At 66.6% G+C, this 24,512-nt stretch carries 24 protein-coding genes, 1 pseudogene and 2 riboswitches; of the genes and pseudogenes, 22 read left to right on the top strand and 3 right to left on the bottom strand.

All coding sequences use genetic code 11. The features are described 5' to 3' along the window. Nucleotides 1-467: 467 nt before the first annotated feature. Nucleotides 468-704, top strand: a pseudogene (locus Q4G22_RS08435) (hypothetical protein); the annotation flags it as partial. Nucleotides 705-739: 35 nt separating this feature from the next. Here the strand turns inward: Q4G22_RS08435 and Q4G22_RS08430 are convergent. Then, nucleotides 740-1,657 carry a CehA/McbA family metallohydrolase gene (locus Q4G22_RS08430; RefSeq protein WP_303385462.1) on the bottom strand — a complete coding sequence of 306 codons (918 nt, stop codon included), beginning with the start codon at nucleotides 1,655-1,657 and terminating at the stop codon, nucleotides 740-742. Nucleotides 1,658-1,847: 190 nt separating this feature from the next. On the opposite strand from Q4G22_RS08430, the gene Q4G22_RS08425 reads away from it, so the two are divergent. From Q4G22_RS08425 to cobJ, 12 genes are all read left to right on the top strand, one after another. Next, nucleotides 1,848-2,996 carry a UDP-galactopyranose mutase gene (locus Q4G22_RS08425; RefSeq protein WP_303385461.1) on the top strand — a complete coding sequence of 383 codons (1,149 nt, stop codon included), beginning with the start codon at nucleotides 1,848-1,850 and terminating at the stop codon, nucleotides 2,994-2,996. A gap of 118 nt (nucleotides 2,997-3,114) precedes the next feature. Further along, complete coding sequence (locus tag Q4G22_RS08420; RefSeq protein WP_303385460.1) at nucleotides 3,115-4,110, top strand: DctP family TRAP transporter solute-binding subunit; 996 nt, start codon at nucleotides 3,115-3,117, stop codon at nucleotides 4,108-4,110. A 64-nt stretch (nucleotides 4,111-4,174) separates the two neighbouring features. Then, nucleotides 4,175-4,666, top strand: coding sequence for a TRAP transporter small permease (locus Q4G22_RS08415; protein WP_303385459.1), 492 nt, complete (start codon nucleotides 4,175-4,177; stop codon nucleotides 4,664-4,666). Then, nucleotides 4,659-5,984: a TRAP transporter large permease gene (locus Q4G22_RS08410; RefSeq protein ID WP_303385458.1), complete on the top strand. Its 1,326-nt coding sequence runs from the start codon at nucleotides 4,659-4,661 to the stop codon at nucleotides 5,982-5,984. The genes Q4G22_RS08415 and Q4G22_RS08410 overlap by 8 nt, the downstream gene beginning before the upstream one ends. 1 nt (nucleotide 5,985) lies before the next feature. Next, the gene (locus Q4G22_RS08405; protein ID WP_303385457.1) at nucleotides 5,986-6,738 is read left to right on the top strand and encodes an SDR family NAD(P)-dependent oxidoreductase; all 753 of its coding nucleotides are present in this window, start codon (nucleotides 5,986-5,988) and stop codon (nucleotides 6,736-6,738) included. 57 nt (nucleotides 6,739-6,795) lie between these two features. Then, a riboswitch (cobalamin riboswitch) is annotated at nucleotides 6,796-7,007 on the top strand. A 79-nt stretch (nucleotides 7,008-7,086) separates the two neighbouring features. Then, nucleotides 7,087-7,437, top strand: a complete 351-nt coding sequence (locus tag Q4G22_RS08400; protein WP_303360526.1) for a DUF1636 domain-containing protein — start codon at nucleotides 7,087-7,089, stop codon at nucleotides 7,435-7,437. 1 nt (nucleotide 7,438) lies between these two features. Then, nucleotides 7,439-8,476, top strand: a complete 1,038-nt coding sequence (gene cobW, locus Q4G22_RS08395) for a cobalamin biosynthesis protein CobW (RefSeq protein ID WP_303385456.1) — start codon at nucleotides 7,439-7,441, stop codon at nucleotides 8,474-8,476. 7 nt (nucleotides 8,477-8,483) lie between these two features. Next, complete coding sequence (cobN, locus tag Q4G22_RS08390) at nucleotides 8,484-11,666, top strand: cobaltochelatase subunit CobN (protein ID WP_303385455.1); 3,183 nt, start codon at nucleotides 8,484-8,486, stop codon at nucleotides 11,664-11,666. Then, on the top strand, nucleotides 11,663-12,796 hold the full coding sequence (locus Q4G22_RS08385) for a cobalamin biosynthesis protein CobG (RefSeq protein ID WP_303385454.1): 1,134 nt from the start codon (nucleotides 11,663-11,665) through the stop codon (nucleotides 12,794-12,796). Before cobN ends, Q4G22_RS08385 begins: the two co-directional genes overlap by 4 nt. Further along, nucleotides 12,796-13,425: a precorrin-8X methylmutase gene (locus Q4G22_RS08380; protein ID WP_303385453.1), complete on the top strand. Its 630-nt coding sequence runs from the start codon at nucleotides 12,796-12,798 to the stop codon at nucleotides 13,423-13,425. Before Q4G22_RS08385 ends, Q4G22_RS08380 begins: the two co-directional genes overlap by 1 nt. Further along, nucleotides 13,422-14,162 (top strand): precorrin-2 C(20)-methyltransferase, encoded by a 741-nt coding sequence (cobI, locus tag Q4G22_RS08375; protein WP_303385452.1) that lies wholly within the window; start codon nucleotides 13,422-13,424, stop codon nucleotides 14,160-14,162. The genes Q4G22_RS08380 and cobI overlap by 4 nt, the downstream gene beginning before the upstream one ends. Then, on the top strand, nucleotides 14,159-14,899 hold the full coding sequence (gene cobJ / locus Q4G22_RS08370) for a precorrin-3B C(17)-methyltransferase (RefSeq protein ID WP_303385451.1): 741 nt from the start codon (nucleotides 14,159-14,161) through the stop codon (nucleotides 14,897-14,899). The genes cobI and cobJ overlap by 4 nt, the downstream gene beginning before the upstream one ends. On the opposite strand, the gene Q4G22_RS08365 is transcribed toward cobJ, so the two are convergent. Further along, nucleotides 14,875-15,624 carry a cobalt-precorrin-6A reductase gene (locus Q4G22_RS08365; RefSeq protein ID WP_303385450.1) on the bottom strand — a complete coding sequence of 250 codons (750 nt, stop codon included), beginning with the start codon at nucleotides 15,622-15,624 and terminating at the stop codon, nucleotides 14,875-14,877. The two genes, cobJ and Q4G22_RS08365, sit on opposite strands and share 25 nt — an antisense overlap. Here Q4G22_RS08365 and cbiE point away from each other — a divergent pair. From cbiE to Q4G22_RS08330, 7 genes are all read left to right on the top strand, one after another. After that, the gene (cbiE, locus tag Q4G22_RS08360) at nucleotides 15,623-16,816 is read left to right on the top strand and encodes a precorrin-6y C5,15-methyltransferase (decarboxylating) subunit CbiE (protein ID WP_303385449.1); all 1,194 of its coding nucleotides are present in this window, start codon (nucleotides 15,623-15,625) and stop codon (nucleotides 16,814-16,816) included. The genes Q4G22_RS08365 and cbiE overlap by 2 nt on opposite strands. A 209-nt stretch (nucleotides 16,817-17,025) precedes the next feature. Continuing rightward, a complete protein-coding gene (locus Q4G22_RS08355) occupies nucleotides 17,026-17,274 on the top strand; it encodes a hypothetical protein (protein WP_303385448.1) in 249 nt (82 codons plus the stop codon). Further along, complete coding sequence (locus tag Q4G22_RS08350) at nucleotides 17,271-17,618, top strand: cobalamin biosynthesis protein (RefSeq protein WP_303385447.1); 348 nt, start codon at nucleotides 17,271-17,273, stop codon at nucleotides 17,616-17,618. The genes Q4G22_RS08355 and Q4G22_RS08350 overlap by 4 nt, the downstream gene beginning before the upstream one ends. Then, nucleotides 17,615-18,400, top strand: coding sequence for a precorrin-4 C(11)-methyltransferase (cobM, locus tag Q4G22_RS08345; protein WP_303385446.1), 786 nt, complete (start codon nucleotides 17,615-17,617; stop codon nucleotides 18,398-18,400). Before Q4G22_RS08350 ends, cobM begins: the two co-directional genes overlap by 4 nt. Next, nucleotides 18,397-19,701, top strand: coding sequence for a cobyrinate a,c-diamide synthase (locus tag Q4G22_RS08340; RefSeq protein ID WP_303385445.1), 1,305 nt, complete (start codon nucleotides 18,397-18,399; stop codon nucleotides 19,699-19,701). The genes cobM and Q4G22_RS08340 overlap by 4 nt, the downstream gene beginning before the upstream one ends. Before the next feature lie 17 nt (nucleotides 19,702-19,718). Further along, nucleotides 19,719-19,911, top strand: a riboswitch (cobalamin riboswitch). 31 nt (nucleotides 19,912-19,942) lie between these two features. After that, on the top strand, nucleotides 19,943-20,614 hold the full coding sequence (locus Q4G22_RS08335) for an energy-coupling factor ABC transporter permease (protein WP_303385444.1): 672 nt from the start codon (nucleotides 19,943-19,945) through the stop codon (nucleotides 20,612-20,614). 197 nt (nucleotides 20,615-20,811) lie between these two features. Continuing rightward, complete coding sequence (locus tag Q4G22_RS08330; RefSeq protein WP_303385443.1) at nucleotides 20,812-21,195, top strand: hypothetical protein; 384 nt, start codon at nucleotides 20,812-20,814, stop codon at nucleotides 21,193-21,195. Here Q4G22_RS08330 and bluB read toward each other — a convergent pair. Beyond that, a complete protein-coding gene (gene bluB, locus Q4G22_RS08325) occupies nucleotides 21,192-21,815 on the bottom strand; it encodes a 5,6-dimethylbenzimidazole synthase (protein ID WP_303385442.1) in 624 nt (207 codons plus the stop codon). The two genes, Q4G22_RS08330 and bluB, sit on opposite strands and share 4 nt — an antisense overlap. Before the next feature lie 40 nt (nucleotides 21,816-21,855). On the opposite strand from bluB, the gene cobF reads away from it, so the two are divergent. Both cobF and Q4G22_RS08315 read left to right on the top strand, forming a co-directional pair. Next, nucleotides 21,856-22,599 (top strand): precorrin-6A synthase (deacetylating), encoded by a 744-nt coding sequence (gene cobF / locus Q4G22_RS08320; protein ID WP_303385441.1) that lies wholly within the window; start codon nucleotides 21,856-21,858, stop codon nucleotides 22,597-22,599. Nucleotides 22,600-22,660: 61 nt separating this feature from the next. Continuing rightward, nucleotides 22,661-24,349: an AMP-binding protein gene (locus Q4G22_RS08315; RefSeq protein ID WP_303385440.1), complete on the top strand. Its 1,689-nt coding sequence runs from the start codon at nucleotides 22,661-22,663 to the stop codon at nucleotides 24,347-24,349. Nucleotides 24,350-24,512: the final 163 nt, after the last annotated feature.

The raw sequence follows: 24,512 nt of genomic DNA, 5'->3' as shown, positions 1-24,512 counted from the left end.
CTGGTTCCGGGGTCAGAGCGGCGCGCGGCGTCAGGTGATCCAGCGGACTGCAAAATGCCAAATGTCACCCGCCGAGACGCGCCTATGTGGTTTCCGCGCCGGGCTGGCAGATCACAAGGTCCACGCCGGGGTTTGCGGTCAGCAGGCCGGTGATGGCGGCAAGCTTTGCCATCCGGCCCGGCGGATCGGGCTGCCGGATGCCTTGGGCCTGTTTGTCGGATCAGGCGTAACACGGGTTTGGCGGGCACAGGCTGCTTGCCCCTGCGCCTGTTCCCGCGCCTGTGCCGCAGCCGATCACCGGCGGCACAGGCCAATCCGCCGCCACGGCCCGCACCGCCTTCCGCTGTCAGCGGCGGCAGGCAGCGGCGGTCCCGCACCTGATCGCCCGGCATCAGCCGCAATCGCGTGGCATTTGTGCTGTGCTAATAAACGCCGCCGCCGCAAAGGCGCTGCGCGACGTCGGCTGCTGGTTCTTGTTCCTGCCGCCATATTCGCCCGATCTCAACCCCATCGAGATCAATCGGGGGCTCACTCGAACGCGTGGCGTTCGCCCCCTCATATTTTCAAAGCTCAAGGCCCATCCGCGCAGGATCGGCGCCAGAACCTTCACCGACATCTTCCGCGCCATCGGCCATGTCTGCGATCTCTTCAGCCCGGACGAATGCTGGAACTACTTCAAAGCCGCAGGCTATGTTGCAGGTTAATGGCGGGATGCTTTAATGGGCGATCGCGTCGTGCATCAGGGCCGCCACGGGTTCGACCACGCCCGCCGCCCGGCAGCGTCGATCACCGTTACCCGCAGCCAGCCTGATCCGCGCAGACGGGCCAGCGGCACGGTGGTGCGGGTCAGGCTGTCGCCATGCACCGAGGCCGCGGCACTGCCCTGACCCTGCACGATGACGCTGCGCACGGCGCTGGAATCCACGGTGACGCCATCAGGAGCCATGGTAATCCCGCGCAGTTCCGGCCCTTGCGAGGCATAGAAATGCCCGGCCTTCAGCGCCGCCAGCAGCGTTTCGGGCGTGTTGTCCATCGCCTTGACCATGACCCAGCCGCCGAAATGGTCGGGTTCGGTGAAATGGCTGTCATCGGTGGCGATCAGCATGACGTCGCGCCCCTCGGACAGCAGCAGATCGGCGATGGCCCCGCCCTCGCCGCGATCCAGACAATTGCCGCAGCCGTGGTTATAGATCTCGACCGCATGGGCTGCGTCGATGCTGCGCGCATCGGCCAGCGTCATGCCCGACCATTGCGGATGCGCGATGGCGACAAAGGCCCCGGCATCCCGTGCGCGTCGGGCGATCTGCGGGCCGGTTTCCATCCCCGGACGGGCGGAAAGATCAGGGGCTTGTGGCGGGGGGAAATCGGGCGGCAGGCCGACGGCCAGAATATGCCACAGCTCACCGTTTTCCATCGCGCCGGAATGCAGCTCTGCCCCGATCAGCGTGGTAAAACCATCGCGGCGACAGCCGGTGGTATCGGTTATCGGATAGCCGAAAAAGCCGATGAAATGATCCGTCACACAGGTGAAATCATAGCCCTGCGCGGCATAGCGGCGGCAGACCTCGGCCGGGGTCAGCAGCCCGTCCGACCTGTCGGAATGCCCATGCAGATTACCGCGCCAGAACCGGCCCGGCGCATTGAAAAAGGAAAACATATCGGCCCTTTATTTGCCATCCGCGTTGGATACATGCCGCCGCGTGGTCAGGCAACGATCCTGAAATGCTGCCCGGCCTGTCGGGGTCGGGTTTTGCCGATGCGGCGATTGCGCTTGGCGCGCGATTGCGCCACAGTCGCCCCCGCTGGCGAACGGGCGGGAAAGCCGCTGTAAAAGAACGGGGGGCGGTATGAATATTCTGCTGGTGGGCGCGGGTCTGTCGGGCGCGGTGATCGGGCGCAGGCTGGCCGAGGCGGGGCACAACTGCCGTATCATCGACAGCCGCAGCCATATCGGTGGCAATTGCCACACCGAACGCGATGCGAAAACCGGCGTGATGATGCATGTCTATGGCCCGCATATCTTCCACACCGACGATGCCGAGGTGTGGGATTACGTCAACCGCTTTGCCACCTTCATGCCGTTTCAGAACCGGGTGAAATCCACTACGCAGGGCGCGGTTTATTCGCTGCCGGTGAACCTGCTGACGATCAACCAGTTTTTCAACCGCACCATGCGCCCCGACGAGGCGCGGGCCTTTATCGAAACCGAACAGGCCGACCGCTCGATCACCGACCCGCGGACGTTCGAGGATCAGGCGCTGCGCTTTGTCGGCCCGGCGCTGTATGAGGCGTTCTTCAAGGGCTATACCGAAAAGCAATGGGGCTGTTCGCCGCGCGATCTGCCCGCCAGTATCCTCAAGCGGCTGCCGCTGCGGTTCAATTACGACGACAACTATTTCTTTCATAAATATCAGGGTATGCCACGCGACGGCTATACCGATATGATCGCGGGGATACTGGATCATCCGGGCATCACCGTCGATCTGGACACGCCCTTTACCCCTGACATGCAGGCCGAGGCGGATCACGTCTTCTGGTCCGGCGCGCTGGACGGGTTCTTTGATTTCCGGCTGGGGCGGCTTGGCTATCGCACGCTGGATTTTGAACGGTTCGACTATGACGGCGATTATCAGGGCTGCGCGGTGATGAATTACGGCGACCGCGAGGTGCCCTTTACCCGCATCACCGAACACAAACACTTCAGCCCGTGGGAAAGCCATCAGGGCAGCGTCTGTTACCGCGAATTCAGCCGGGCGGCGGGGCCGGATGACATTCCTTATTACCCGATCCGTCTGGTTCAGGAAAAAGCCTTGCTGGACGATTACATTGCCCTCGCCGAAACCACGCCGGGCGTGACCTTTGTGGGCCGGCTGGGCACCTATCGCTATCTGGATATGGATGTCACCATCCGCGAGGCGCTGGATTGCGCGCGCGGTTTCCTGTCGGCGGTGGCCGCAGGCGAACGGATGCCGGCCTTTGCGGTGTCGCCGCGCTAGGGCGGTGCGCAATATGTGGGCTGTGGCGGATCGCGTCTTTGCGGCTTGTCGCCGGGGCTGCTATCGGGAATGCTGTCCGCTACGGCGCATAGCGCCGCATGGATGGAGGAAAAACCGCATGAATCTGACCCGGATCAGTCTGGCTGCGCTGGCGGCCTCGGCGCTGATGGCCTTGAGCGCGCAGGCCGAAACGCTGCGCCTGTCGCATAACGTTGGCGATACGACGACATGGCAGAAGGGGGCCGAAAAATTCGGGGAGCTGCTGTCGGAAAAGACCGGCGGGGCCTATAACGTGCGGGTGTTCCCCAATGCGCAACTGTCAGGCGGCGATCAGATGCGGCAGGCGGAAATGGTCGGACGCGGCGCGCTGGATCTGGTGGTGACATCGGCCATCAACGTTACGCCACTGGCCCCGGAAATGGCGGTGTTTTCGCTGCCCTATCTGTATGCGAACTACGATCAGGTCGATGCCACCACGCAGGGCGAGACGATCAGGCCGATCGAAGACATCCTGCTGTCCAAAGGCATCAAGGTGCTGGCATGGGGCGAAAACGGTTTTCGTGAACTGACCAATAACAAGCGCCCCGTCCGCTCGCCCGAGGATATGCGCGGCCTGAACCTGCGCGTGGCGGGGCCGATGTATATCGACGTCATGAACGCGCTGGGGGCCAATCCGCAGCAGATGCAATGGTCGGAAACCCTGACCGCCTTGCAGCAGGGCGTCGTTGATGGGCAGGAAAACCCCATCGGCGCGGTCATCATCCCGCAGCAGGTCTACGAGATGCAGAAATACATGACGACCTGGCATTATTCCTATGACCCGCTGTTCCTCGGCATTTCCAAGGCGAAATGGGACTCGCTGACGCCAGAGGTTCAGGGCCAGATGCAAGAGGCCGCGACCGAGGCGATGGCATGGCAGCGCCAGATCAGCCGCGAGGGCACCGCCGAGGGCGTCGCCTTCCTGCGTGAACATGGGATGGAGGTGCATGAGCCCACGCCCGAGGAACTGGCCGCCTTCCGCGCTGCAACTCGGCCCGCGTTCGACACCTGGGCCGAGCGGGTCGGGCCGGAACTGGTGAAATCGTTTCAGGATACGGTTGCCGCCGTGAACTGACCCTGTGACCTGATCTGATGTCGGCGGGCCGTTCAGGCCTGCCGCTGTGGGGACAGAACCAACCATGCGTTTCCTGCTGAACGAGGCGGAAAAGATCGTCTGTGCGCTGCTGTTTCTGGGCATGACCGCTGTCGGTTTTGCCAATGTGGTGGTGCGCTATCTGACCAATTATTCGCTGGCCGCCAGCGAGGAACTGCTGACCAATGGCTTTCTGCTGCTGACCGTCTTTGGCGCCGCCATCGCCGCCCGCCGGGGCGAGCATCTGGCCGTGAGCCTGCTGGTCGATATGCTGCCCAAACGCGCGCGTCAGGCGGCGGTGGTGGTTGCGATGGTGCTGTCCTGCCTGCTGCTGGTGCTGTCGGCGTGGTTTTCGTGGCAGGTGCTGCAAAACCTGCTGCGCAGCGGCATGACATCCTACGCGCTTGGTGTTCCGGCATGGTATTATCAGGCGGCGGTGCCGTTTGGGTTCGGGCTGATCCTGTTGCGATATGTCCAGCACGCGATTACCGAACTCCGCGACCCGGACAATGCCCGGCACGAGGTGCCTGATGTTTGATCTGGGCATCCCCGCTGGCACGCAGATGGTGCTGGCCTTTTTCCTGCTGCTGGCGCTGCGCCTGCCGGTCGCCTTTGCGCTGGGGCTGTCGGCGATCTATGCGATGTGGCAGATCGGCTTTGGGCTGGAACTGGCGGGCGATCTGATCGCCACCGGCATCGCCAAATATTCGCTGCTGGCAGTGCCGTTCTTTATCCTTGCCGGGTCGCTGATGGGCAGTCTGGGCATCGCCGAACGAATGATCCGGTTTTTCCGCGTGCTGATCGGCAATCTGCCTGGCGGGATGGGCGTCGTCGGCACGGTCGTCTGCCTGTTCTGGGGCGCGGTCAGCGGCTCCGGCCCGGCATCTGTCGCCGCCATCGGCCCGATGTTGATCCGCGCGATGGAGGAGGACGGCTATGACCGCGCCTTCGCCGCCGGGCTGGTTTGCACGGGGGCGGCGTTTTCCATCGTGATTCCGCCGTCCATCGGGCTGGTGATCTATGGGGTGATCGCGGAAACCTCGATCTCTCGGCTGTTCATAGCGGCGGTCATTCCGGGGCTGTTCATGGGCCTGCTGATGCTGGCCGTGCTGCCCTTTGCCAAGAAAACCGGCACCGGGCGTGCGGCGCTGGACCGGCTTAGCCCCGATCCCTATGCCGGGCGCGGCTATGGCGCGCGGCTGTGGCTGTCGTTCCGCGACAGCTTTTGGGGGCTCATGACGCCCGCCGTCATCCTTGGCGGCATCTATTCGGGCATCTTCACCCCGACCGAGGCGGCGCTGGTTGCCACCGTCTATGCGCTGCTGGTCGGCGGGCTGATCTATCGCACGCTGACGGTCGGCGGGCTGTATCAGTCGCTGGCCGATGCGGCGGCCTCATCCGCCGTGGTGATGCTGATCGTCGCCTATGCCAGCCTGTTCGGCTGGGTCGTCGCGGTCGAGGATCTGGTCGGCACCTATTCCGGCGCGCTGCTGGGTCTGTCGGATAACCAATGGGTGATCCTACTGGTCATCATGGTGATCCTGCTGATCGCGGGCATGTTCATGGATGCGGTGACCGTGATGTTCATCTCGCTGCCGATCTTCATGCCGGTGGTGCGGGAAATGGGCTGGGATCCGGTCTGGTTCGGGGTCTTGCTGATGGTGAACCTTGCCATCGGGCTGATCACGCCGCCCGTGGGGATCAACCTTTATGTCGCCGCCAACATCACCCGCCTGCCGATTGAAAAGGTGGCGCGGGGTGCGGTGCCGTTCCTGATTTCCAGCCTGATCGGGCTGGCGGTCGTCGCCGCCTTTCCGCAGATGTCGCAAATCCTCGTCCGCCTGATCGGAGCATGACATGACCCTGACCGCCATCGTCACCGGCGCCGCGCGCGGCATCGGCCTGGCCACCACCCAAGCGTTTCTGGCCGAGGGCCGCCGCGTCGCCATGATCGACCGCGACGCCGAGGCGCTGGCACAGGCGGCCGAGGGGCTGGACGGCGCGCTGCCGGTCATCTGCGACGTGTCGCAGCCGGATCAGGTGGCGACGATGGTGGCGCAGGTCGTGGCGGCGTTCGGCGCCGTCGATGCGCTGGTGAACAATGCTGGCGTGGCCGATTTCCGGCCCATGGCGCAAACCGATTTCCAGACCTGGCGCACAGTGATGGACACCAATCTGGATGGCGTGTTTCTGACCTCGCAGGCGGTGATTCCGCATCTGAGCGACGGGCGCGGGGCCATCGTCAACATCGCCTCGATCAGCGGGCTGCGTGCCTCGACGCTGCGGGTAGCTTATGGCACGTCCAAGGCGGCGGTGATCCACCTGACCCGCCAGCAGGCGGCCGAGCTGGGCGAACGCGGTATCCGCGCCAATTGCGTCGCGCCGGGGCCGGTGGACACCAAGCTGGCGCTGGCGGTGCATACCCCCGAGATCCGCGCCGCCTATCACGATGCGATTCCGCTGAACCGTTATGGCTCGGAACGCGAAATCGCGGCGGTGATCGGGTTTTTGTGTTCTGATGCCGCCGCCTATGTCACCGGACAGGTGATCGCCGCGGATGGCGGGTTTGAGGCCACCGGCGTCGGCCTGTCCGCCTTGCGCGGGGGCTGATCGCGCCTGCCCGTCTGTGGGCGCCAATCTGTGGACGGCGCTTGACTTGGGCGGCGGGGCGGCGCAGACATTGCTGGCGCATGACCTGTCGCAGACAGGTGGAAAGGGAACAGGCGCGGGGTTTCTCCGCAGCCGGGCCGCCCCCGCGACCGTGACCGGAGAGGATCTTCGGGCCACTGGCCATCCGGCTGGGAAGGCGACGATCCGCTGGGGCAGATGCGCCCCTGAATCCGCAAGCCGGGAAACCTGCCAGCGCAAGACGCAAACCGGACGGGGTGTGCCGGTGACGGGTCGTTCCCTGTGCGGCGCCCGCCATCGTTCCCCTTGTCCCCCGACCCCGAGGGCCGCATGTCCGGCGTTGAAATTCTGGTCTGTGCCACCTGCAAGACCCCCGGCTTTGCCGGTGAAACCCGTCCGGGTGCCGATCTGCTGGCGGCGCTGGCCGATGCGCCGCCGCCCGGTGTGCGCGTGACCGCCGTGGACTGCCTGTCCAACTGCAACCGGGGCTGCACCATTGCGCTGCGCGGGCCGGGGCGCTGGACCTATGTTTACGGCGACATCGACCCGGCGCGGGATCTGCCCGATCTGCTGGCCGGTGCCGCCGCCTATGCCGATACGCCTGACGGGCTGGTGCCATGGCGTGCCCGCCCGGTTCTGTTTCGCAAACACTGCATCGCCCGTATCCCACCAGAGGTTTGACATGTCCGATCTGTCCAAAGTCCCCGTTACCGTCGTCACCGGCTTTCTTGGTTCAGGCAAGACGACGCTTATCAGCAATCTGATCCGCAATTCCGGCGGGCGGCGGCTGGCTGTCGTGGTGAATGAATTCGGCACGCTGGGCGTCGACGGCGAAATCCTGAAGGGCTGCGCCATCCCCGATTGCCCGGCGGAAAACATCGTCGAGCTGGCCAATGGCTGTATCTGCTGCACCGTCGCCGATGACTTTATCCCCACGGTCGAGGCGCTGCTGGCGCTGGACCCGCGTCCCGACCACATCCTGATCGAGACATCCGGTCTGGCCCTGCCCAAGCCGCTGCTGCGCGCCTTTGACTGGCCCGCGATCCGGTCGCGCATCACCGTGGACGGTGTGGTGGCGCTGGCCGATGCCGAGGCGGTGGCGGCGGGCCGCTTTGCCCCCGATGTGGCGGCGGTGGATGCGCAGCGCGCCGCCGATGACAGCATCGACCACGAAACCCCGCTGTCCGAGGTGTTCGAGGATCAGATCGCCTGCGCCGACCTGATCCTGCTGACCAAACCCGATCTGGCCGGTCCTGATGGCGTGGTGGCGGCGCGCGCCGTGATCGCCGCCGAAATGAAGCGCAAGGTGCCGGTGATCGAAGTGGCCGAAGGCGCCGCCGATCCGCGTGTTCTGCTGGGCCTTGGTGCCGCGGCCGAGGATGATCTGGACGCTCGTCCCAGCCATCACGATGGCCATGACGATCACGAACACGACGATTTCGACACCGTGGTGGTCGAGATGGGCGAAATCGCCGATCCCGCCGATCTGACCCGCCGCATCGAGGATCTGGCCCGCGCCCGCGATATTTTGCGGGTCAAGGGCTATGCCGCCGTCACCGGCAAGCCGATGCGGCTGTTGGTGCAGGCGGTCGGATCGCGCATCCGCTATCAGTTTGACCGGCCCTGGGCGGCCGATGAACCGCGCCGCACCCGGCTGGTGGTGATCGCCGAACATGACCGCGTGGACGAGGCCGCGATCCGCGCCGGGCTGGGGGCCTGACCCGCCCATGCATGTCGTCTTTCGCGAAAGCCACGGGCTTGAGGAAACGGCGGTTCCCACCGATCCGGGGCAAACCCCCGCCGATCTGGTGGTGCTGTCCTATTCCGACAGCGATCTGGGGGCTTTCGCGGCAGGCTGGCAGGGGTCGGGGCTGCCGTCCACGCGGCTGCTGAACCTGTCGGTGCTGGCGCATCCGCTGTCGGTCGATACCTATGCCGATACGGTGCTGGCCCATGCGCGGGCGATCCTGATCCGGCTGATCGGGGGGCAATCCTATTGGGCCTATGGCTTGCAGGTGGTGCGGGCCTTGGCTGTGGAACACAATATCGCGCTGGCGGTGCTGCCCGCTGATGGCCGCCCTGATCCACAGCTTGATGCGGTGTCCACCCTGCCGGTGCCGACCCTGCGCGCGCTTTCCCGTCTGTGCGAGGCAGGCGGGGCCGAGGCCGCCCGCGCCGCGCTGACCCTGCTGGCCGGGGGGCAGGCGGCATCTGTGCCCGCGCTGCCTGAATTTGGCGGCTGGCACCCGGATCGTGGTGTGATCGACCCTGCGCCATCCGGCAAACCGCTGATCCTGCTGGTGTTCTACCGCGCCTATCTGGCCGCCGCCGACACCGCCCCTTTTGCCGCGCTGACGGCGGAACTGGAATCGCGCAACTATGCGGTGTTGTCGCTGTTTGTGCCGTCTCTGAAACAACCGCAGGCGCGCGCATGGCTGGCGGATCAGGTTGCGGCCCTGAACCCTGTCGCAATCATCAACGCCACCGCCTTTTCGGCGCGCGGTGATGATGGGGCGACCCCGCTGGATGGTCCCGCCCCGGTGTTTCAGATCGCGCTGGCGACCAATGACCGCGACCGTTGGCAGATCGCGGCGCGCGGGTTGTCGCCCGCCGATCTGGCCATGCATGTGGTTTTGCCCGAGGTGGATGGTCGCATCTTTGCCGGGGTGGCCAGCTTTAAGGGGCTGGCCCCGCGCGATGCCGCGCTGGAGTTCGCCCGCGCAGAACATCACCCTGACCCCGCCTGCATCGTGGCGATTGCGGATCGCGTCACCGGCTGGCTGCGGCTGGCTGTCCCGCCGGGCCAGCGGCGACCGGCGCTGATCCTGTCCACCTATCCCGGCAAGGGCTGGAACATGGCCCATGCGGTGGGGCTGGATGCGCCGGCATCGGCCCGCGCGATCCTGCGTGATCTGGCCGGGCAGGGCTATGACGTAACCGACCCTGGCGATCTGTCGGGGCTGGCCAAGGCGCGCATCACCTGGCCGCTGGCCGAATACCGCGCCGCGCTGGCCGGTTTGCCGCAGGCGTTGCGCGATGATCTGGCGGCGGTCTGGGGCGAACCCGAAGATGATCCCGATTGCCGTGACGGGGCTTTCCACTTTGCCGCCATCCCCGCAGGGCGGGCGATGGTCGCGCTGCAACCCGAACGCGGCCGTCCGCAGGCGCGCGATGCCGAATATCACGATCTGACCCGCGCGCCGCGTCATGCTTATGTCGCCTTTTACCTGTGGTTGCGCAGCCGCACCGATGCCATCATCCATATCGGCGCGCATGGCACGCTGGAATGGCTGCCGGGCAAATCGGTGGCGCTGTCGGGCAATTGCTGGCCACAGGCGCTGAGTGGCGGTCTGCCGGTGATCTATCCCTTTATCGTCAACGACCCCGGCGAGGCGGCGCAGGCGAAACGCCGCATCGGCGCGGTGACCTTGGGCCATATCCCGCCGCCGCAGGTCACGGCGGGGCAGGGCGCGGGCCTGTGGCGGCTGGAATCGCTGCTGGACGAGTTCTCGAACGCCGACGGGCTGGACCCGGCGCGCCGCGACCGGCTGCAAGCCGACATCCGCGCCGAGGCCGAGGCGGTGGGCCTTGCCGATGATCTGGCACTGGACGCGGCGGCTGATCTGACGGAGGCCATCACCCGGATCGACCGTTTCGTCTGCGACGTAAAGGACAGCCAGTTCGGGCAGGGCCTGCATATCTACGGCGCGGCACCCGGCGAGGCCGAGGGCCTGCGCGCCGCCTTGGCCGGGCGGCGGGTGGCAGCAGGGCCGTCTGGTTCGCCGCACCGGGGGCGCAGCGATGTGGTGCCGACCGGGCGTAACCTGTTTTCCGTCGATCCGCGTGGCGTGCCCAGCCGGTCGGCCCATGCGCAGGCTGTGCGGCTGGCCGACGAACTGGTGCGGCGGCATCTGCAAGACCACGGCGACTGGCCGCGCGCGCTGATCGTCGATCTGTGGGGCAGTGCCACCATGCGCACCGCGGGCGAGGAATTTGCCATGGCCTTGCATCTGATCGGCGCGCGCCCGGTCTGGGATGAGGGGTCGGAACGGGTGTCGGGCGTGGAAATCCTGCCGCTTGCGGAACTGGACCGGCCCCGGCTGGATGTGACGCTGCGTGTATCCGGCCTGTTTCGTGATGTGTTTCCGCAATTGGCGGCATTGTTTGAGCAGGCGGTGCGCGCTTTGGCCGCGCGGGACGAAGCAGCCGACTGGAACCCCTATGCCCGTGCGCCCGGCCCGCGCGTCTATGGCCCCGCGCCGGGGACCTATGGCCTGGGGCTGGGCGATGCCACCGAGGATTACACCGATGCGGGCCGCGCCCAGGCAGGGGCGGCGTGGCTGGCGGCGTCCAGTTGGCCGGTCGAGGGCGCGGCGGCGGACCCCCAGGGCATCCGTGCGCGGGTGGCATCGGCGCAGGCTTTTGTCCACATTCAGGATTTGCCCGAAACCGACCTGCTGCTGGCCGCCGATTATGCCGGGCACGAGGCGGGTTTTGCTGCGGCACAGGCGCTGACGGGCGGGCAGGCGGCATTGTATCATCTGGATGCGCGCGACCCCGCCGCCCCCCGCGCCCGCACCTTGACCGAGGAAATCGCCCGCGTCACCCGCGCCCGCGCCGCCAATCCGGCCTGGCTGCGCAGCATGATCCCGCACGGGTTTCGCGGCGCGGCGGAAATTGCGGCGACGCTTGAACATCTTGCCGCTTTTGCGCATTTGGCGGGGGCGGTGTCGCCGCATCTGTTCGATCTGTATCACGAGGCCACCTTGGGCGATCCTGATATCCTTGCCTTTCTGGAACAGGCCAATCCGCAGGCTTTGGCCGCGATGCGGGCGCGCTTTGCGGCCTTGTATGATGCCGGGCTGTGGCAGACGCGCCGCAACTCGGTCATTGCGGGGCTTGCGGGATGAACGGCGTGGTCAAGGGCTGGTGCCCCGGCGCGTTGCGACCGATGGAATCGGGTGACGGGCTGGTGGTGCGGGTGCGCCCGCGTCTGGCGCGGCTGTCGCGGCGGCAGGCGCGCTGGCTGACGGTGGCGGCGCGGACGCATGGTGCCGGGCTGATCGACCTGACCAGCCGTGCCAATTTGCAGATCCGCGGCGTTCGGCCCGACCAGCTGGCGCAGTTACAGGATACGCTGGCCGAACTGGACCTGCTGGACCCGGATGTTGAAACCGAGATGCGCCGCAACATCCTGACCGCGCCCGACTGGGTGGCGGGGGATGACAGCGAACGCATCTCGACCGAATTGATGGCGCGTCTGGCGGAACTGCCGCGCCTGCCCGCCAAGGTGGGTTTTGCCGTGGATGCCGGACCCGCGCCGATTCTGACGCAGGATTCGGCGGATTTTCGTATCGAACGCGGCGAAAACGGCGATCTGATTCTGCGCGCCGATGGCCGCGCCACCGGCTGCACCCTGACCAAAGGGGCCGAGGTGGATGCTCTGATCGCGCTGGCCCGCTGGTTCGTGGACAGTGGCGGCGACGGGGCGGGGCGCATGGCGCGCCACTGTGCCGCGCTGCCCGCATGGGCCGATACCGGCGCGCGCCCGCACCTGCCACGCCCGACCATGGTGCCGGGGCAAACGTCTGCCGGACTGGCCATCGGCGCGGCCTTTGGCCAGATCGAGGCTGAACTGCTGAACCCGATGATGTCGCGCAGCGTCTGCCTGGGGCTGCGGATCACACCCTGGCGCATCATGGTGCTGGAAGCGGCCGTCAATGCCGGGCCGATGCCGTTCGGGTTGTTCGCCGCCCCCGGTGCCGCCGCGATGCGCGTGGATGCCTGCGCCGGTGCGCCCTTTTGCCCGCAGGCCAGCGTGGAAACCCGTGGTATGGCGCTGGCGCTGGCGCCGCATATTCAGGGGCGGCTGCATGTGTCGGGCTGCGCCAAGGGCTGCGCCCGCACCCGCGCCGCCGATGTCGTTTTAACGGGCCGCGACGGCGCGTTCGATCTGGCCTTCAACGCCCGCCCATGCGATCCGCCCGTGGAAACGGGTCTGACGCCCGACCAAGTGCTTGCCCGTTTCGGAGATGACTGATGCCTTACACCTACGAAACCGATGGCGCGGCCATCTATCGCCAGTCCTTTGCCACCATCCGGGCCGAGGCCGATCTGGCGCGCTTTGACGCGGATGCCGAACAGGTGGTGGTGCGCATGATCCACGCCGCCGGTCTGGTCGGGCTGGAACGCGATGTGTTCCTGTCGCCGGGCTTTGTGGCGGTGGCGCGGGGGGCCTTGCAGGCCGGTGCGCCGATCCTGTGCGATGCGCGCATGGTGTCCGAAGGGGTGACGCGGCCGCGCCTGCCCGCCGACAACCGCGTCATCTGCACGCTGCACGATCCCGCCGTGCCCGGTCTGGCCGCGCAGATGGGCAACACCCGGTCGGCGGCGGCGCTGGAGCTGTGGCGTCCGTATCTGGCGGGTGCACTGGTCGCCATCGGCAATGCGCCGACCGCGCTGTTTCACCTGCTGAACATGCTGGAAGATCCGGTCTGTCCGCGCCCGGCCGCCATCATCGGCTGTCCGGTCGGGTTCGTGGGCGCAGCGGAATCCAAGGATGCGCTGTGGGATGCGCAGCCGGTGCCCTGCTGCATCGTGCGCGGGCGTCTGGGTGGCAGCGCCATCACCGTGGCCGCGATCAACGCATTGGCGAGCCGCGCCGAATGAGCGTCGCAGTTATGACTCACGGCACCATCCACGGCGTCGGCCTTGGCCCCGGCGCCGCCGATCTGATGAGCGTGCGCGCCGATCGCCTGATCCGGGGCGCGCGCCATGTCGCCTATTTCCGCAAGGCCGGAGCCATGGGTCAGGCGCGGCGGATTGTCGAGGGGATGCTGGACGCGGGCGCGACCGAACATCCGATGGAATACCCGGTGACGACGGAAATCCCGGTCAGCGATCCACGCTATAACGCCGCCTTGGCCGCGTTCTATGCCGATTGTGCGCAGCGGCTGGCGGAACTGGCGCGATCCGGCGCGGATGTGGTGGTGCTGTGCGAGGGCGACCCGTTCTTTTACGGCTCGTTCATGCATCTTTATACCCGGCTGCGCGATCTGGTGCCGGTGCAGGTGGTGCCGGGCATCACCGGCATGTCGGGGGCGTGGACGGCGACCGGCCAGCCGATCACATGGGGCGACGATGTGCTGACCGTCGCCATGGGCACCATGCCCGAAGCTGAACTGACCCGCCGTATCGCCGATACCGATGCGCTGGTGGTGATGAAGATCGGCCGCAACCTGCCCAAGCTGCGCCGCGCCATCGTGGCGGCGGGGCGGATGGATCAGGCCTGGCTGATCGAATACGCCCAAATGCCCGGTCAGACCGTGCGCCCGCTGGCGCAGGTTGATGGCGTGGCGCCCTATTTCTCGATCCTGCTGATCCATGGTCAGGGGCGGCGGCCATGAGCGGGGGCTGGGTCGCCATCGCCGGTCTTGGGCCGGGGGATGAGGCGCTGGTCACGCCGCAGGTGGCCGGGGCACTGGCGGCGGCGACGGATGTGATCGGCTATATCCCCTATGTGGCCCGCGTGGCCCCGCGCGACGGGCTGCGCCTGCACGCGACCGATAACCGGGTGGAACTGGACCGTGCTGCCCACGCCCTGCAACTGGCGGCGGATGGGGCGCGGGTGGTGGTGGTGTCCTCGGGCGATCCGGGGGTCTTTGCCATGGCCTCTGCCGTGTTCGAGGCGGTCGAGCGCGGCCCGGTGGACTGGCGCGATCTGGATGTGCGGGTGCTGCCCGGCATCACCGCCATGCTGGCGGCGGCGGCGCGGGCCGGTGCGCCTTTGGGCCATGATTTCTGCGCCATCAACCTGTCGGACAATCTGAAGCCCTGGGCGCTGATCGAACGCCGGTTGCGGCTGGCGGCGCAGGCTGATTTCGCCATGGCGTTCTATAACCCCCGTTCGAAATCCCGCCCCCAAGGCTTTGCCCGCGCGCTGGAGGTGCTGCGCGATGAATGCGCCGACGCCCGCCCGGTGCTGTTCGCCCGCGCCGTGACCACCCCGGACGAGGAATTGCGCGTGGTTCCCTTGACCGAGGCACGCCCCGAGATGGCCGATATGCGCACCATGGTCATCGTCGGGTCGTCGCAGACGCGGATGGTGGGCCGCTGGCTTTACACCCCAAGGTCGGCGGGATGATCCAGCCACGCCAGCACCTCGGCCACGCTGACCGCCTGCGGGCGCGGTGGCAGGACGGGGCGGTCGATCAGGATCACCGGCAGGCGCAGCGCCCGCGCCGCCGCCAGTTTCGCATCCGCGCCACGGCCACCGGCATTCTTGGCCACGATGATTTCCGTGCCGTGGTCGCGCATCCGCGCCAGATCACCCGCCACGGTGAATGGTCCGCGATCCACGATGATCTGATGGTGGGGCAGGGGCGGCGGCTGATCGGGCGCATCGACCAGCCGCAGCAGATAATGGTGCTGCGGCTGCGCGGCGAATTCGGGCAGATGCATCCGCCCAAGCGCCAGCATCACGCGCCGGGGTGGCCCGCTCAGCGCGGCGACGGCGGCGGCGATGTCGGGCACGATGCGCCAGTTGTCACCGGGGCCGGGCTGCCAGGGCGGGCGGGTCAGCGCGATCAGCGGCGTCTGGGTGATCTGCGCCGCCGCCACCGCATTGCGGCTGATCGCAGCGGCAAAGGGATGGGTGGCGTCGATCAGATGCGTGATCCCTTCGCGCCGCAGGTAATCGGCCAACCCCTGCGCCCCGCCAAAGCCGCCGATGCGCATGGGCAGCGGCTGCGCGCGCGGGTTGCGCGTGCGCCCGGCATAGGACAGCATCGCATCGGCCCCGCGTTCAGCCAGTGCCGTGGCCAGGGCGCTGGCATCCAGCGTGCCGCCCAGAATAAGGATGCGTTGCATGGCTGATCCGTGGCTGACCATCATTGGTATCGGTGAAGATGCACCCGAGGGCCTGCCCCCCGCAAGCCGCACCGCGATCGAGGGCGCCGAAATCATCGCCGGTGCGGCCCGCCATCTGGACCTGATCGCGGGTATTGGCGCGGGGGAACAGCTGGTCTGGCCGGTGCCCTTTGCCGATGGCATCCCTCTGCTGTTGGCGCATCGCGGGCGGCGGGTGGTGATGCTGGCCTCGGGTGATCCGTTCTGGTTTGGCGCGGGCGCGGTGCTGGCGCGGCATCTGGAGCCAGCGGAATGGCGCGTGCTGCCCGCGCCGTCCAGCTTTTCGCTGGCGGCGGCGCGGATGGGCTGGGGGATCGAAGGCGTTACCTGCCTTGGCCTGCACGCCGCCCCGCTGGCCCGGCTGCGCCCGCATCTGGCCCCCGGTGCCCGGCTGATTGTGCTGTTGCGCGATGGCGCGGCGGTGGCGGAACTGGCGGCACTGCTGGTGGCGCGGGGCTTTGGCGACAGTGATCTGACGGTGATGGAGTGTTTGGGCGGTCCACGCGAACGGGTGCGCCACACCCGCGCGGCGGATTATGCGCTGGATGCGGCGCATCCGGTGGCCGTGGCGGTTCGGGTGGCGGGCGATGGCGCGGTGATGCCGCGCGTCTCGGGCCTGCCGGACGATCTGTTCGATCATGACGGTCAGATCACCAAGCGCCCGGTCCGCGCGCTGACCCTTTCCGCGCTGGCCCCGCGTCCCGGCGAATTGCTGTGGGACATCGGCGCGGGGTCGGGGTCCGTCGGGATCGAATGGTTGCTGACCCATCCCTCGACCCGCGCCATCGGCTTTGAGGCCGACCCCGCCCGCGCCGCCCGCGCCCGCGCCAATGCCGATGCCTTGGGCGTGGACCGGCTGGAAATCCGTCAGGGCCGCGCGCCCGAGGTTCTGGACGGCGCGCCCGATCCTGACGCGGTGTTCATCGGCGGCGGCTTGTCGGCGGCGCTGCTGGCGCGGCTGACGGCGCTGCGTCCCGGCACGCGGATCGTGGCCAATGCGGTGACGCTGGAATCGGAAACGCTGCTGGTGCAGGCGCAGGCCGCATATGGCGGGGCGCTGCTGCGCGTTGACATGGCCGAGGCCGCGCCTCTGGGCCGGTTGCGCGGCTGGCGCGCGTCTTATCCCATCGTGCAATGGTCGGTGGTGCTGTGATCATGGCGGGGCTTGCATGGGCGGCAGAGGCGGCCAACCCGCGTGGCAACAGGGCTGAAGGGTGCCTCGCGGCCAGTCTGCGCCGTTGGGGCAGGGCGGCCTGTGCGGTCCGAGATCCGCGCGTTGCGACGGGTTCAGAGTGTGTGTCTGGCATCGCGGGCAATCGGCGCGACTGGCGCATATCTGCGGGTGGTGCTGTGTTTGCACATATGACAGATGCGGTCAGCCTGCGGGGCGGCCAAGCCGTGTCGCTGCGGGGCGGGGCGGCTTATGCGGTTCGACCGGGCGTTGCGACAGGCGCAACTGCGCATTGTCACAGGTCCGCAGGCGCTGCTGTGATCGTGGCGCGCTTTGCCCCCTTGACCATCGCGGCCAACCTGCGCCATCGCCAAGGCGCGCTGCTGCCGGGCGGCGTGGCTGCGCCAGCCAGTGCTGTATATCGGCAGGTGTCGTCGTGATCGTGGCGGGGTTCGGTTTTACCTCGGCGGCGGATGCGGCATCCCTGCGCGGGGCATTGGGCGCGGCCATCGCGGCCAGTGGCCTGACGCCCACCCATGCCGCCACCGTGGCCGACAAGGCCGCCGTGCTGGCCGCGCTTGGTCTGCCGGTGATCGCCGTGACCGACCTGCCTGCCGACACACCGACGCAATCCCCCGCCAGCCTGCGCGCCCGCGCCACCGGGTCCGTGGCCGAGGCCACAGCCCTTGCCGCCGCAGGCCCCGGCGCGCGGCTGGTGGCACCGCGCGTCATCTCGCCCGACCGCCGCGCCACTTGCGCCATAGCCCGAAAGGACAGCCCATGACCGTGCATTTTATCGGCGCCGGACCCGGCGCGCCCGACCTGTTAACCCTGCGCGGACGCGATCTGATCGCCGCCTGCCCGGTCTGCCTTTATGCCGGATCGCTGGTGCCGCAAGGCGTGCTGACCCATTGCCCCCCCGGCGCGCGCATCGTGAATACTGCGCCCTTGTCGCTGGATCAGATCATCGCGGAAATCAGCGCCGCCTACGCCAAAGGGCAGGATGTGGCGCGGCTGCATTCCGGCGATCTGTCGGTCTGGTCGGCGATGGGTGAGCAGTTGCGGCGTCTGCGCGCCCTTGGCATCCCCTACACCGTCACCCCCGGCGTGCCGTCCTTTGCGGCGGCGGCGGCGGCCTTGGGGGCGGAACTGACCCTGCCGGGTGTCGCGCAATCGCTGGTGCTGACCCGCACGCCGGGCCGGGCCAGTGCCATGCCGCCGCGCGAAACGCTGGCCGCTTTCGGCGCAACCGGCGCGACGCTGGCCGTGCATCTGTCGATCCAGAATCTGGCGCAGGTCGCCGCTGACCTGACCCCGCATTACGGGCCGGATTGCCCCGTCGCCGTGGTCTGGCGCGCAAGCTGGCCCGATCAGCGCATCATCCGCAGCACGCTGGCGGGCGTTGAAACCGCCGTCGCAGGCAGCATGGAGCGCACCGCGCTGATCCTCATCGGCCCGGCATTGGCGGCCGAGGGGTTTGCGGAAAGCTGCCTCTACGCCCCCGATTACGACCGCCGGTTCCGGCCGCAATCCGCGACCTCGATCTATAAGGACAGCCGCGAATGACGCCCGGCCTGATGATTTCCGCCCCCGCCTCTGGCACCGGGAAAACCACGGTGATGCTGGGGCTGCTGCGCGCGCTGGCCGAGGATGGGCTGACCGTGCAGCCGTTCAAAAGCGGCCCCGATTACATCGACCCGGCCTTTCACCGCGCGGCCTGCGGGCGCGATTCGTTCAATCTGGATACCTGGGCGATGGGGCCGGGGCTGTTGGGGGTTATCTCGGCGCAGGCGGCAGGCACCGATCTGATCGTGGCCGAAGGCTCGATGGGCCTTTACGATGGCGTGGCAAAGTCGGGGCAGGCCGGGCGCGGGTCCAGCGCGGAACTGGCGGCGCTGATGGGCTGGCCGGTGGTGCTGGTCATTGACGTGTCCGGTCAGGCGCAATCGGCGGCGGCGGTGGCGATGGGCTTTGCCGCCTATGGCCGCGATCTGCCCTTTGCCGGGGTCATTCTGAACCGCGTTGCCAGCCCGCGCCATGAACGGCTGGTGCGGCTGGGGATGGAGCAGGCGGGCCTGCCGGTGCTGGGCGCGCTGCCCCGGCGCGGCGATCTGACCCTGCCCGAGCGTCACCTTGGGCTGGTGCAGGCGGTTGAACACCCCGATCTGGATGCGGCGATCGCGGGCTATGCCGCCTTTCTGCGCGAACATGTCGATCTGGGCGCGATCCGCGCTGCTGCCCGCACTGCTGCGCCCCTGTCGCCCGGCACCCTGCCGCGCCCCCCGGCGCAGCGCATCGCCATGGCGCAGGACGCGGCGTTTTCCTTTGCCTATCCGCATCTTGTCGCGGGCTGGCACGCGGCGGGGGCCGAGATTATCCCGTTTTCACCGCTGGCTGATGAACCGCCGCCCGAGGCCGATCTGGTCTGGCTGCCCGGCGGATACCCGGAACTGCACGCCGGCAAGTTGGCGGCGGCGGATAATTTCCGCGCTGCCCTTGCCCGCCACGCCGAAACCTGCCCGGTGCATGGCGAATGCGGCGGTTACATGGCGCTTGGTCAGGGGCTGATCGACGCCAGCGGCACCCGGCACCGGATGGCGGGCCTTTTGGGCCTTGTGACCAGCTATGAAAAGCGCCGAATGCATCTGGGCTATCGCCGGGCCGAGCTGATCGCGCCCATGCCCGGCCACCCGGCGGGCGCGCATCTGGCGGGGCATGAGTTCCATTATTCCACCATCATCGACCAGCCCGACCAGCCCTTGGCCCACGTTACCGATGCCGAAGGCGCCGCCGTGCCGGAAACCGGCTCGCATCGTGGCACCGTGACGGGGACGTTCTTTCACCTGATCGCCCCGGTCAAAGCTTGATCCAACGGGGCTTTCCTGCCAAAGCTGGCCTGTCAGGTGCCCGAAAGGGCGAAACGGGAATGGGGTGAAGGCATCTGCCGATTCCCCAGCCGCCCCCGCGACTGTAAGCGGACAGCGGGCTGCCATCATGCCACTGCCATATCAGGTGGGAAGGCGGCAGCACGCCAAGACCCGCAAGCCAGGAGACCGGCCCGACGCCCGAAACAGCAACCGCCGTCGGTGGGACGGCAAGGAGAGCGTGATGCATATCGAACCCGGCGTCGTTGATGGCGCGAAAATGGCCCTGGCTTACGGCACTGCCGCCGCCGCTGCGGGCGTGTCGCTGAAACTGATCGCGGATGATCTGAAAACCCACAGCCTGCCGTCCTTTGCGGCGCGCTCGGTTCTGGCGCTGATCGGCACCTTTGTCTGCTTTGAAGTGCTGCCGCATTTCGCTGTCGGCGTGTCCGAGGTTCACATGATCCTTGGCACCACCCTGCTGCTGATTCTGGGGGCGGGGCCTGCCGCCGTCGGTCTGGCCGCCGGTCTGCTGGTGCAGGGGCTGTTCTTTGCGCCCTCTGACCTGCCGATGTATTTCGTTAATGTCACCACGCTGCTGTTCCCGCTGTTCGCGATCCATATGATCGCCCGCCGCATCATCCCGGCGAACAAGGCTTATGTCGATCTGGGCTATACCGACGTGCTGAAATTGTCCGCCGCCTATCAGGGCGGGATCGTGGCCTGGGTCGCCTTTTGGGCGATCTATGGTCAGGGGTCCGAGGTCATGGGCGATGTGCTGTCCTTTGGTGCCGCCTATATGCTGGTCATCCTGATCGAGCCGCTGGCCGATCTGGCCGCGCTGGCCATCGCCAAGGCCCTGCACCGCCACAAGGATTCGGGCCTGTTCGTGGACCGTCTGCACCGCGCGGCATAAGGCGTGGCGTCAGGTATAAAAGAAGCGGCAATCCGATTGGGTCGCCGTTTTTGTATGGTGGGGCTTGAGGGGGCGCTGCGGTGCGGGTCTTAAATAGTTTCTTGCGTGCAGGTCGGGAATTGCTGAGTTGGGTGTGGGATAATCTGTCACATCTTCGGGCGATTATTTGGCGTATCTGCTGCTTTTTATCAATACCCATGATCGTGCTGGGGTTAATTTATTTTTTTAAAGAAATGAGTGAAATGTCGGATGCCGCCAATATAAATGCCAAGATAATTGGTGTCTTGGTGAATTGTGGTGATAGCTCAAACTTCTCAAGCTGCAATTTGGATGAACGTAAGATTTGGAATGCGAGGCTGGTGTGTAATGGGGACATCACCCGACGCCAAGCTAAAATGGTTTGTAAAGATGGCATTCCCTTTAAAGTGAAGGGTTGGGATCTGATTTCTGATTGGATTTGTAAAAATGGTGAGCTGCGCGAGTGCAGTGACATTGCAACCGACCTTGGCCGCGAGTCGCCCCGGCTTTGCCAAATGCTGCATGATGCCGAAGTCGAGATCGACTGCCACGGCACACGCTAAACCTCATCCCACCGCGTCGCCGCATTCTCCTGCCACCCCACACGATGCAACAGCGGCGTGTCATCCCCCCGCGCCGCATAGCCAAGGCACAGATAGGCGGTAAAGCGCCAGCCCTCGGGCACGTTCAGGATCGCGGCCATCCGCACAGGGTCAAGGATCGACACCCAGCCAAGCCCGATATTCTCGGCCCGCGCCGCCAGCCACAGCGTATGGATCGCCATCACCGTTGAATAGGCCAGCGTCTCGGGCATGGTCTGGCGGCCAAGGCCGCGCCCCGCTGCCGGGTTCAGGTCGGTGAAAACCGCCAGATGCTCGGGTGCCTCAATCAGCCCGGCCAGTTTCAGGCGCAGATATTCGGCGCGCGTCGCGTCGTCATACCCCGCCGCTGCCTCGTTATTGCAGCGGGTGAATTCCTCGATAACCCCGGCGCGCAGGGCCGCCGTCTGCACCCGCATCACCCGCCACGGGCGCGCATTCCCGACCGAGGGCGATAGGTCCATCGCCCCGCGCAGCCGGTCCAGCACCGCGCCGGGCACCGGGTCACGGCGGAAATGGCGCACGTCGCGCCGCCAGCGCATGACGGCGGACAGGGTGTTGCGGTCGGCGTCGGTGAATTGCATAGCGAGGACGGTAGGGCCGCGCGGCACAAGGGGCAAGCGAATGATCGAACTGGCACTGATCGGCATCGGTATGGGCAATCCCGATCACCTGACCCGTGCCGCCGTCGCCGCCATCAACGGCGCGGATCTGATCCTGATTCCGCGCAAGGCGGGCGAGCGTGGCGATCTGGCCGATCTGCGCCATCAGGTGTTGGCTACTGTGCTGACCGCCTCGGTGCCGGTGGCCGAGTTCGACATGCCCGAACGCGATGGCCGCGCCGATTATCGGGGCGCGGTGGACGATTGGCACGACGAAATCGCGCGGCGTTGGCTGGCGGCGCTGCGCGCGCATCTGCCGCAGGGCGGGCAGGCGGTGCTGTTGGTCTGGGGTGATCCGTCGCTGTATGACAGCACGCTGCGCATCGCGGCGCGGCTGGAGGCTCTGCGCGTGACCGTGGTCCCCGGCATCACCAGCCTGCACCTGTTGACGGCAGCGCATCGCGTGCCGCTGAACGGGCTGGGGGGCGCGGTGACGATCACCACCGGGCGTCGGCTGCGCGATCATGGCTGGCCGGGGGATGCGGGCAGCGTGGCGGTGATGCTGGATGCGGGCGGGGCGTTTTCGGTGCTGGACCCGGCCGGCATCCACATCTGGTGGGGGGCCTATGTCGGCATGGCGCAGGAAACCCTGATCGCCGGGCCTTTGACCGATGTGGCGGCACAGATCATCGCGACCCGCGCCGAATTGCGCGCCCGCCACGGCTGGATCATGGATATTTACCTGATGCGGCGCGGGATGGGCTGAGCCTCTTGCACTTTGGTGCTGTTCGGCCAAGCATATGCGCGGATCAGCAGAGGGGGAGATCATGATCTATGGTGAAGCGCCACGTCCGGGCGGCGAGGCAAGGGTCAAGGGTGCCACGGATCAGCCGCTGCTGCGCGACACCATCCCCGATATTCTGGCCCGCACCGTTGCCGCCAACCCGGATGGCGAGGCGCTGGTGTTCACCGACCGCGATCTGCGCATGACCTGGCGCGAATTTTCCGACGCGGTGGACCGGCTGGCCACGGGCCTGTTGAACCTTGGCATTGCGCGGGGCGACCGGGTGGGCATCTGGGCGCCCAACCGTCCCGAATGGGTGCTGACGCAATTCGCCACCGCCCGGATCGGCGCGATTCTGGTGAACGTGAACCCGGCCTATCGCATTGGCGAGCTGGAATTCGCGCTGCGCCATGTGGGGGTGCGCTGTCTGATTACGGCGGACAAGTTCAAGGCGTCGTATTACATCGGCATCTTGCAGGATCTCTGCCCGGAACTGGCGCAATCGGCGCCCGGTGCGCTGGTTTCGGCTAAGCTGCCCGATCTGCGCATGGTGGTGCGCATGGGCGATACGAAAACGCCGGGGATGCTGAACTTCCCCGATCTGGCCGCCACCCCTGCCGATACCGCGCGGCTGGACATTCTGACCGCGATGCTGAACCGCGAGGATCAGATCAACATCCAGTTCACATCCGGCACCACCGGGATGCCAAAGGGTGCGACGCTGACCCATGCCAATATCGTCAACAATGCCAATTTTGTATCAGCCCGGATCAGGTTCAGCGAAAACGACCGGCTGTGCATTCCGGTGCCGCTGTATCACTGTTTCGGCATGGTGATGGGGGTGCTGGGTTGCGTCACCAAGGGCGCGACCATGGTCTTTCCCGGTGAGGGCTTTGACCCCGATGTGACGCTGGCGACGGTGGCCGACGAACGCTGCACTGGCCTGTATGGCGTGCCGACGATGTTTTCCACCATGCTGGATGCCGAAAGTTTCGTGCGCCACGATCTGTCTTCGCTGCGAACCGGCATCATGGCGGGCGCGCCCTGCCCGATCGAGGTGATGAAGCGCGTGCAGCGCGACATGCACATGCGCGAGGTGACGATCGCCTATGGCATGACCGAAACCAGCCCGGTGTCGTTCCAGTCGCATACCGACGATCCGGTGGACAAGCGCGTGTCCACCGTGGGCCGCATCCATCCGCATCTTGAGGTCAAGCTGGTCAACGAACGTGGCGGCACCGTCGGTATTGGCGAAACCGGCGAATTGTGCACCCGTGGCTATTCCGTCATGCGCGGTTACTGGGGCGAGCCGGGCAAAACCGCCGAGGCGGTGGATGACGATGGCTGGATGCATACCGGCGATCTGGCGACCATCGACGCCGACGGCTATTGCGCCATCGTTGGCCGGGTCAAGGATATGCTGATCCGCGGCGGCGAGAATATTTATCCGCGCGAGATCGAGGAATATATCTTCCGCCACCCCGCCGTGCAGATGGTTCAGGTGTTCGGTGTGCCGGACGCGAAATTCGGTGAAGAGGTCTGCGCCTGGATCGTGCTGAAACCCGGCCTGACCGCCACCGAGGACGAGATCCGCGAATTCTGCAAAGGTCAGATGTCGCATTACAAGGTGCCGCGCTATATCCGCTTCAAAGCGGAACTGCCAATGACCGTGACCGGCAAGGCGCAGAAATTCGTCATGCGCGACCAGATGGCGGCGGAGCTGCGCGGCTAGGTAGCGCCTCAAGGCCGGGGGTTCGGTGGGAAAAGGTCCGCTGGACCTTTTTCTGATCCTCCTCACCCCGTGGGATATTTTCAGACAGAAGATGCCTGATTTTGTTGACTTTTTGAGTCGGACATCAGGTGGTCTCGTGGCTGCGGGCCAATGTCTGAAATGG

It is taken from the genome of Paracoccus sp. (in: a-proteobacteria) (genome assembly GCF_030538655.1).
Lineage (GTDB): Bacteria > Pseudomonadota > Alphaproteobacteria > Rhodobacterales > Rhodobacteraceae > Paracoccus.
This window is presented reverse-complemented; position numbering and strand designations above follow the sequence as displayed.

Bases quoted from the DNA above. Each gene is read 5' to 3' on its own strand.
- Q4G22_RS08430 (WP_303385462.1), bottom strand. From the start codon at position 1,657: ATGTTTTCCTTTTTCAATGCGCCGGGCCGGTTCTGGCGCGGTAATCTG.
- Q4G22_RS08425 (WP_303385461.1), top strand. From the start codon at position 1,848: ATGAATATTCTGCTGGTGGGCGCGGGTCTGTCGGGCGCGGTGATCGGG.
- Q4G22_RS08420 (WP_303385460.1), top strand. From the start codon at position 3,115: ATGAATCTGACCCGGATCAGTCTGGCTGCGCTGGCGGCCTCGGCGCTG.
- Q4G22_RS08415 (WP_303385459.1), top strand. From the start codon at position 4,175: ATGCGTTTCCTGCTGAACGAGGCGGAAAAGATCGTCTGTGCGCTGCTG.
- Q4G22_RS08410 (WP_303385458.1), top strand. From the start codon at position 4,659: ATGTTTGATCTGGGCATCCCCGCTGGCACGCAGATGGTGCTGGCCTTT.
- Q4G22_RS08405 (WP_303385457.1), top strand. From the start codon at position 5,986: ATGACCCTGACCGCCATCGTCACCGGCGCCGCGCGCGGCATCGGCCTG.
- Q4G22_RS08400 (WP_303360526.1), top strand. From the start codon at position 7,087: ATGTCCGGCGTTGAAATTCTGGTCTGTGCCACCTGCAAGACCCCCGGC.
- cobW (WP_303385456.1), top strand. From the start codon at position 7,439: ATGTCCGATCTGTCCAAAGTCCCCGTTACCGTCGTCACCGGCTTTCTT.
- cobN (WP_303385455.1), top strand. From the start codon at position 8,484: ATGCATGTCGTCTTTCGCGAAAGCCACGGGCTTGAGGAAACGGCGGTT.
- Q4G22_RS08385 (WP_303385454.1), top strand. From the start codon at position 11,663: ATGAACGGCGTGGTCAAGGGCTGGTGCCCCGGCGCGTTGCGACCGATG.
- Q4G22_RS08380 (WP_303385453.1), top strand. From the start codon at position 12,796: ATGCCTTACACCTACGAAACCGATGGCGCGGCCATCTATCGCCAGTCC.
- cobI (WP_303385452.1), top strand. From the start codon at position 13,422: ATGAGCGTCGCAGTTATGACTCACGGCACCATCCACGGCGTCGGCCTT.
- cobJ (WP_303385451.1), top strand. From the start codon at position 14,159: ATGAGCGGGGGCTGGGTCGCCATCGCCGGTCTTGGGCCGGGGGATGAG.
- cbiE (WP_303385449.1), top strand. From the start codon at position 15,623: ATGGCTGATCCGTGGCTGACCATCATTGGTATCGGTGAAGATGCACCC.
- Q4G22_RS08365 (WP_303385450.1), bottom strand. From the start codon at position 15,624: ATGCAACGCATCCTTATTCTGGGCGGCACGCTGGATGCCAGCGCCCTG.
- Q4G22_RS08355 (WP_303385448.1), top strand. From the start codon at position 17,026: ATGACAGATGCGGTCAGCCTGCGGGGCGGCCAAGCCGTGTCGCTGCGG.
- cobM (WP_303385446.1), top strand. From the start codon at position 17,615: ATGACCGTGCATTTTATCGGCGCCGGACCCGGCGCGCCCGACCTGTTA.
- Q4G22_RS08340 (WP_303385445.1), top strand. From the start codon at position 18,397: ATGACGCCCGGCCTGATGATTTCCGCCCCCGCCTCTGGCACCGGGAAA.
- Q4G22_RS08335 (WP_303385444.1), top strand. From the start codon at position 19,943: ATGCATATCGAACCCGGCGTCGTTGATGGCGCGAAAATGGCCCTGGCT.
- Q4G22_RS08330 (WP_303385443.1), top strand. From the start codon at position 20,812: ATGATCGTGCTGGGGTTAATTTATTTTTTTAAAGAAATGAGTGAAATG.
- bluB (WP_303385442.1), bottom strand. From the start codon at position 21,815: ATGCAATTCACCGACGCCGACCGCAACACCCTGTCCGCCGTCATGCGC.
- cobF (WP_303385441.1), top strand. From the start codon at position 21,856: ATGATCGAACTGGCACTGATCGGCATCGGTATGGGCAATCCCGATCAC.
- Q4G22_RS08315 (WP_303385440.1), top strand. From the start codon at position 22,661: ATGATCTATGGTGAAGCGCCACGTCCGGGCGGCGAGGCAAGGGTCAAG.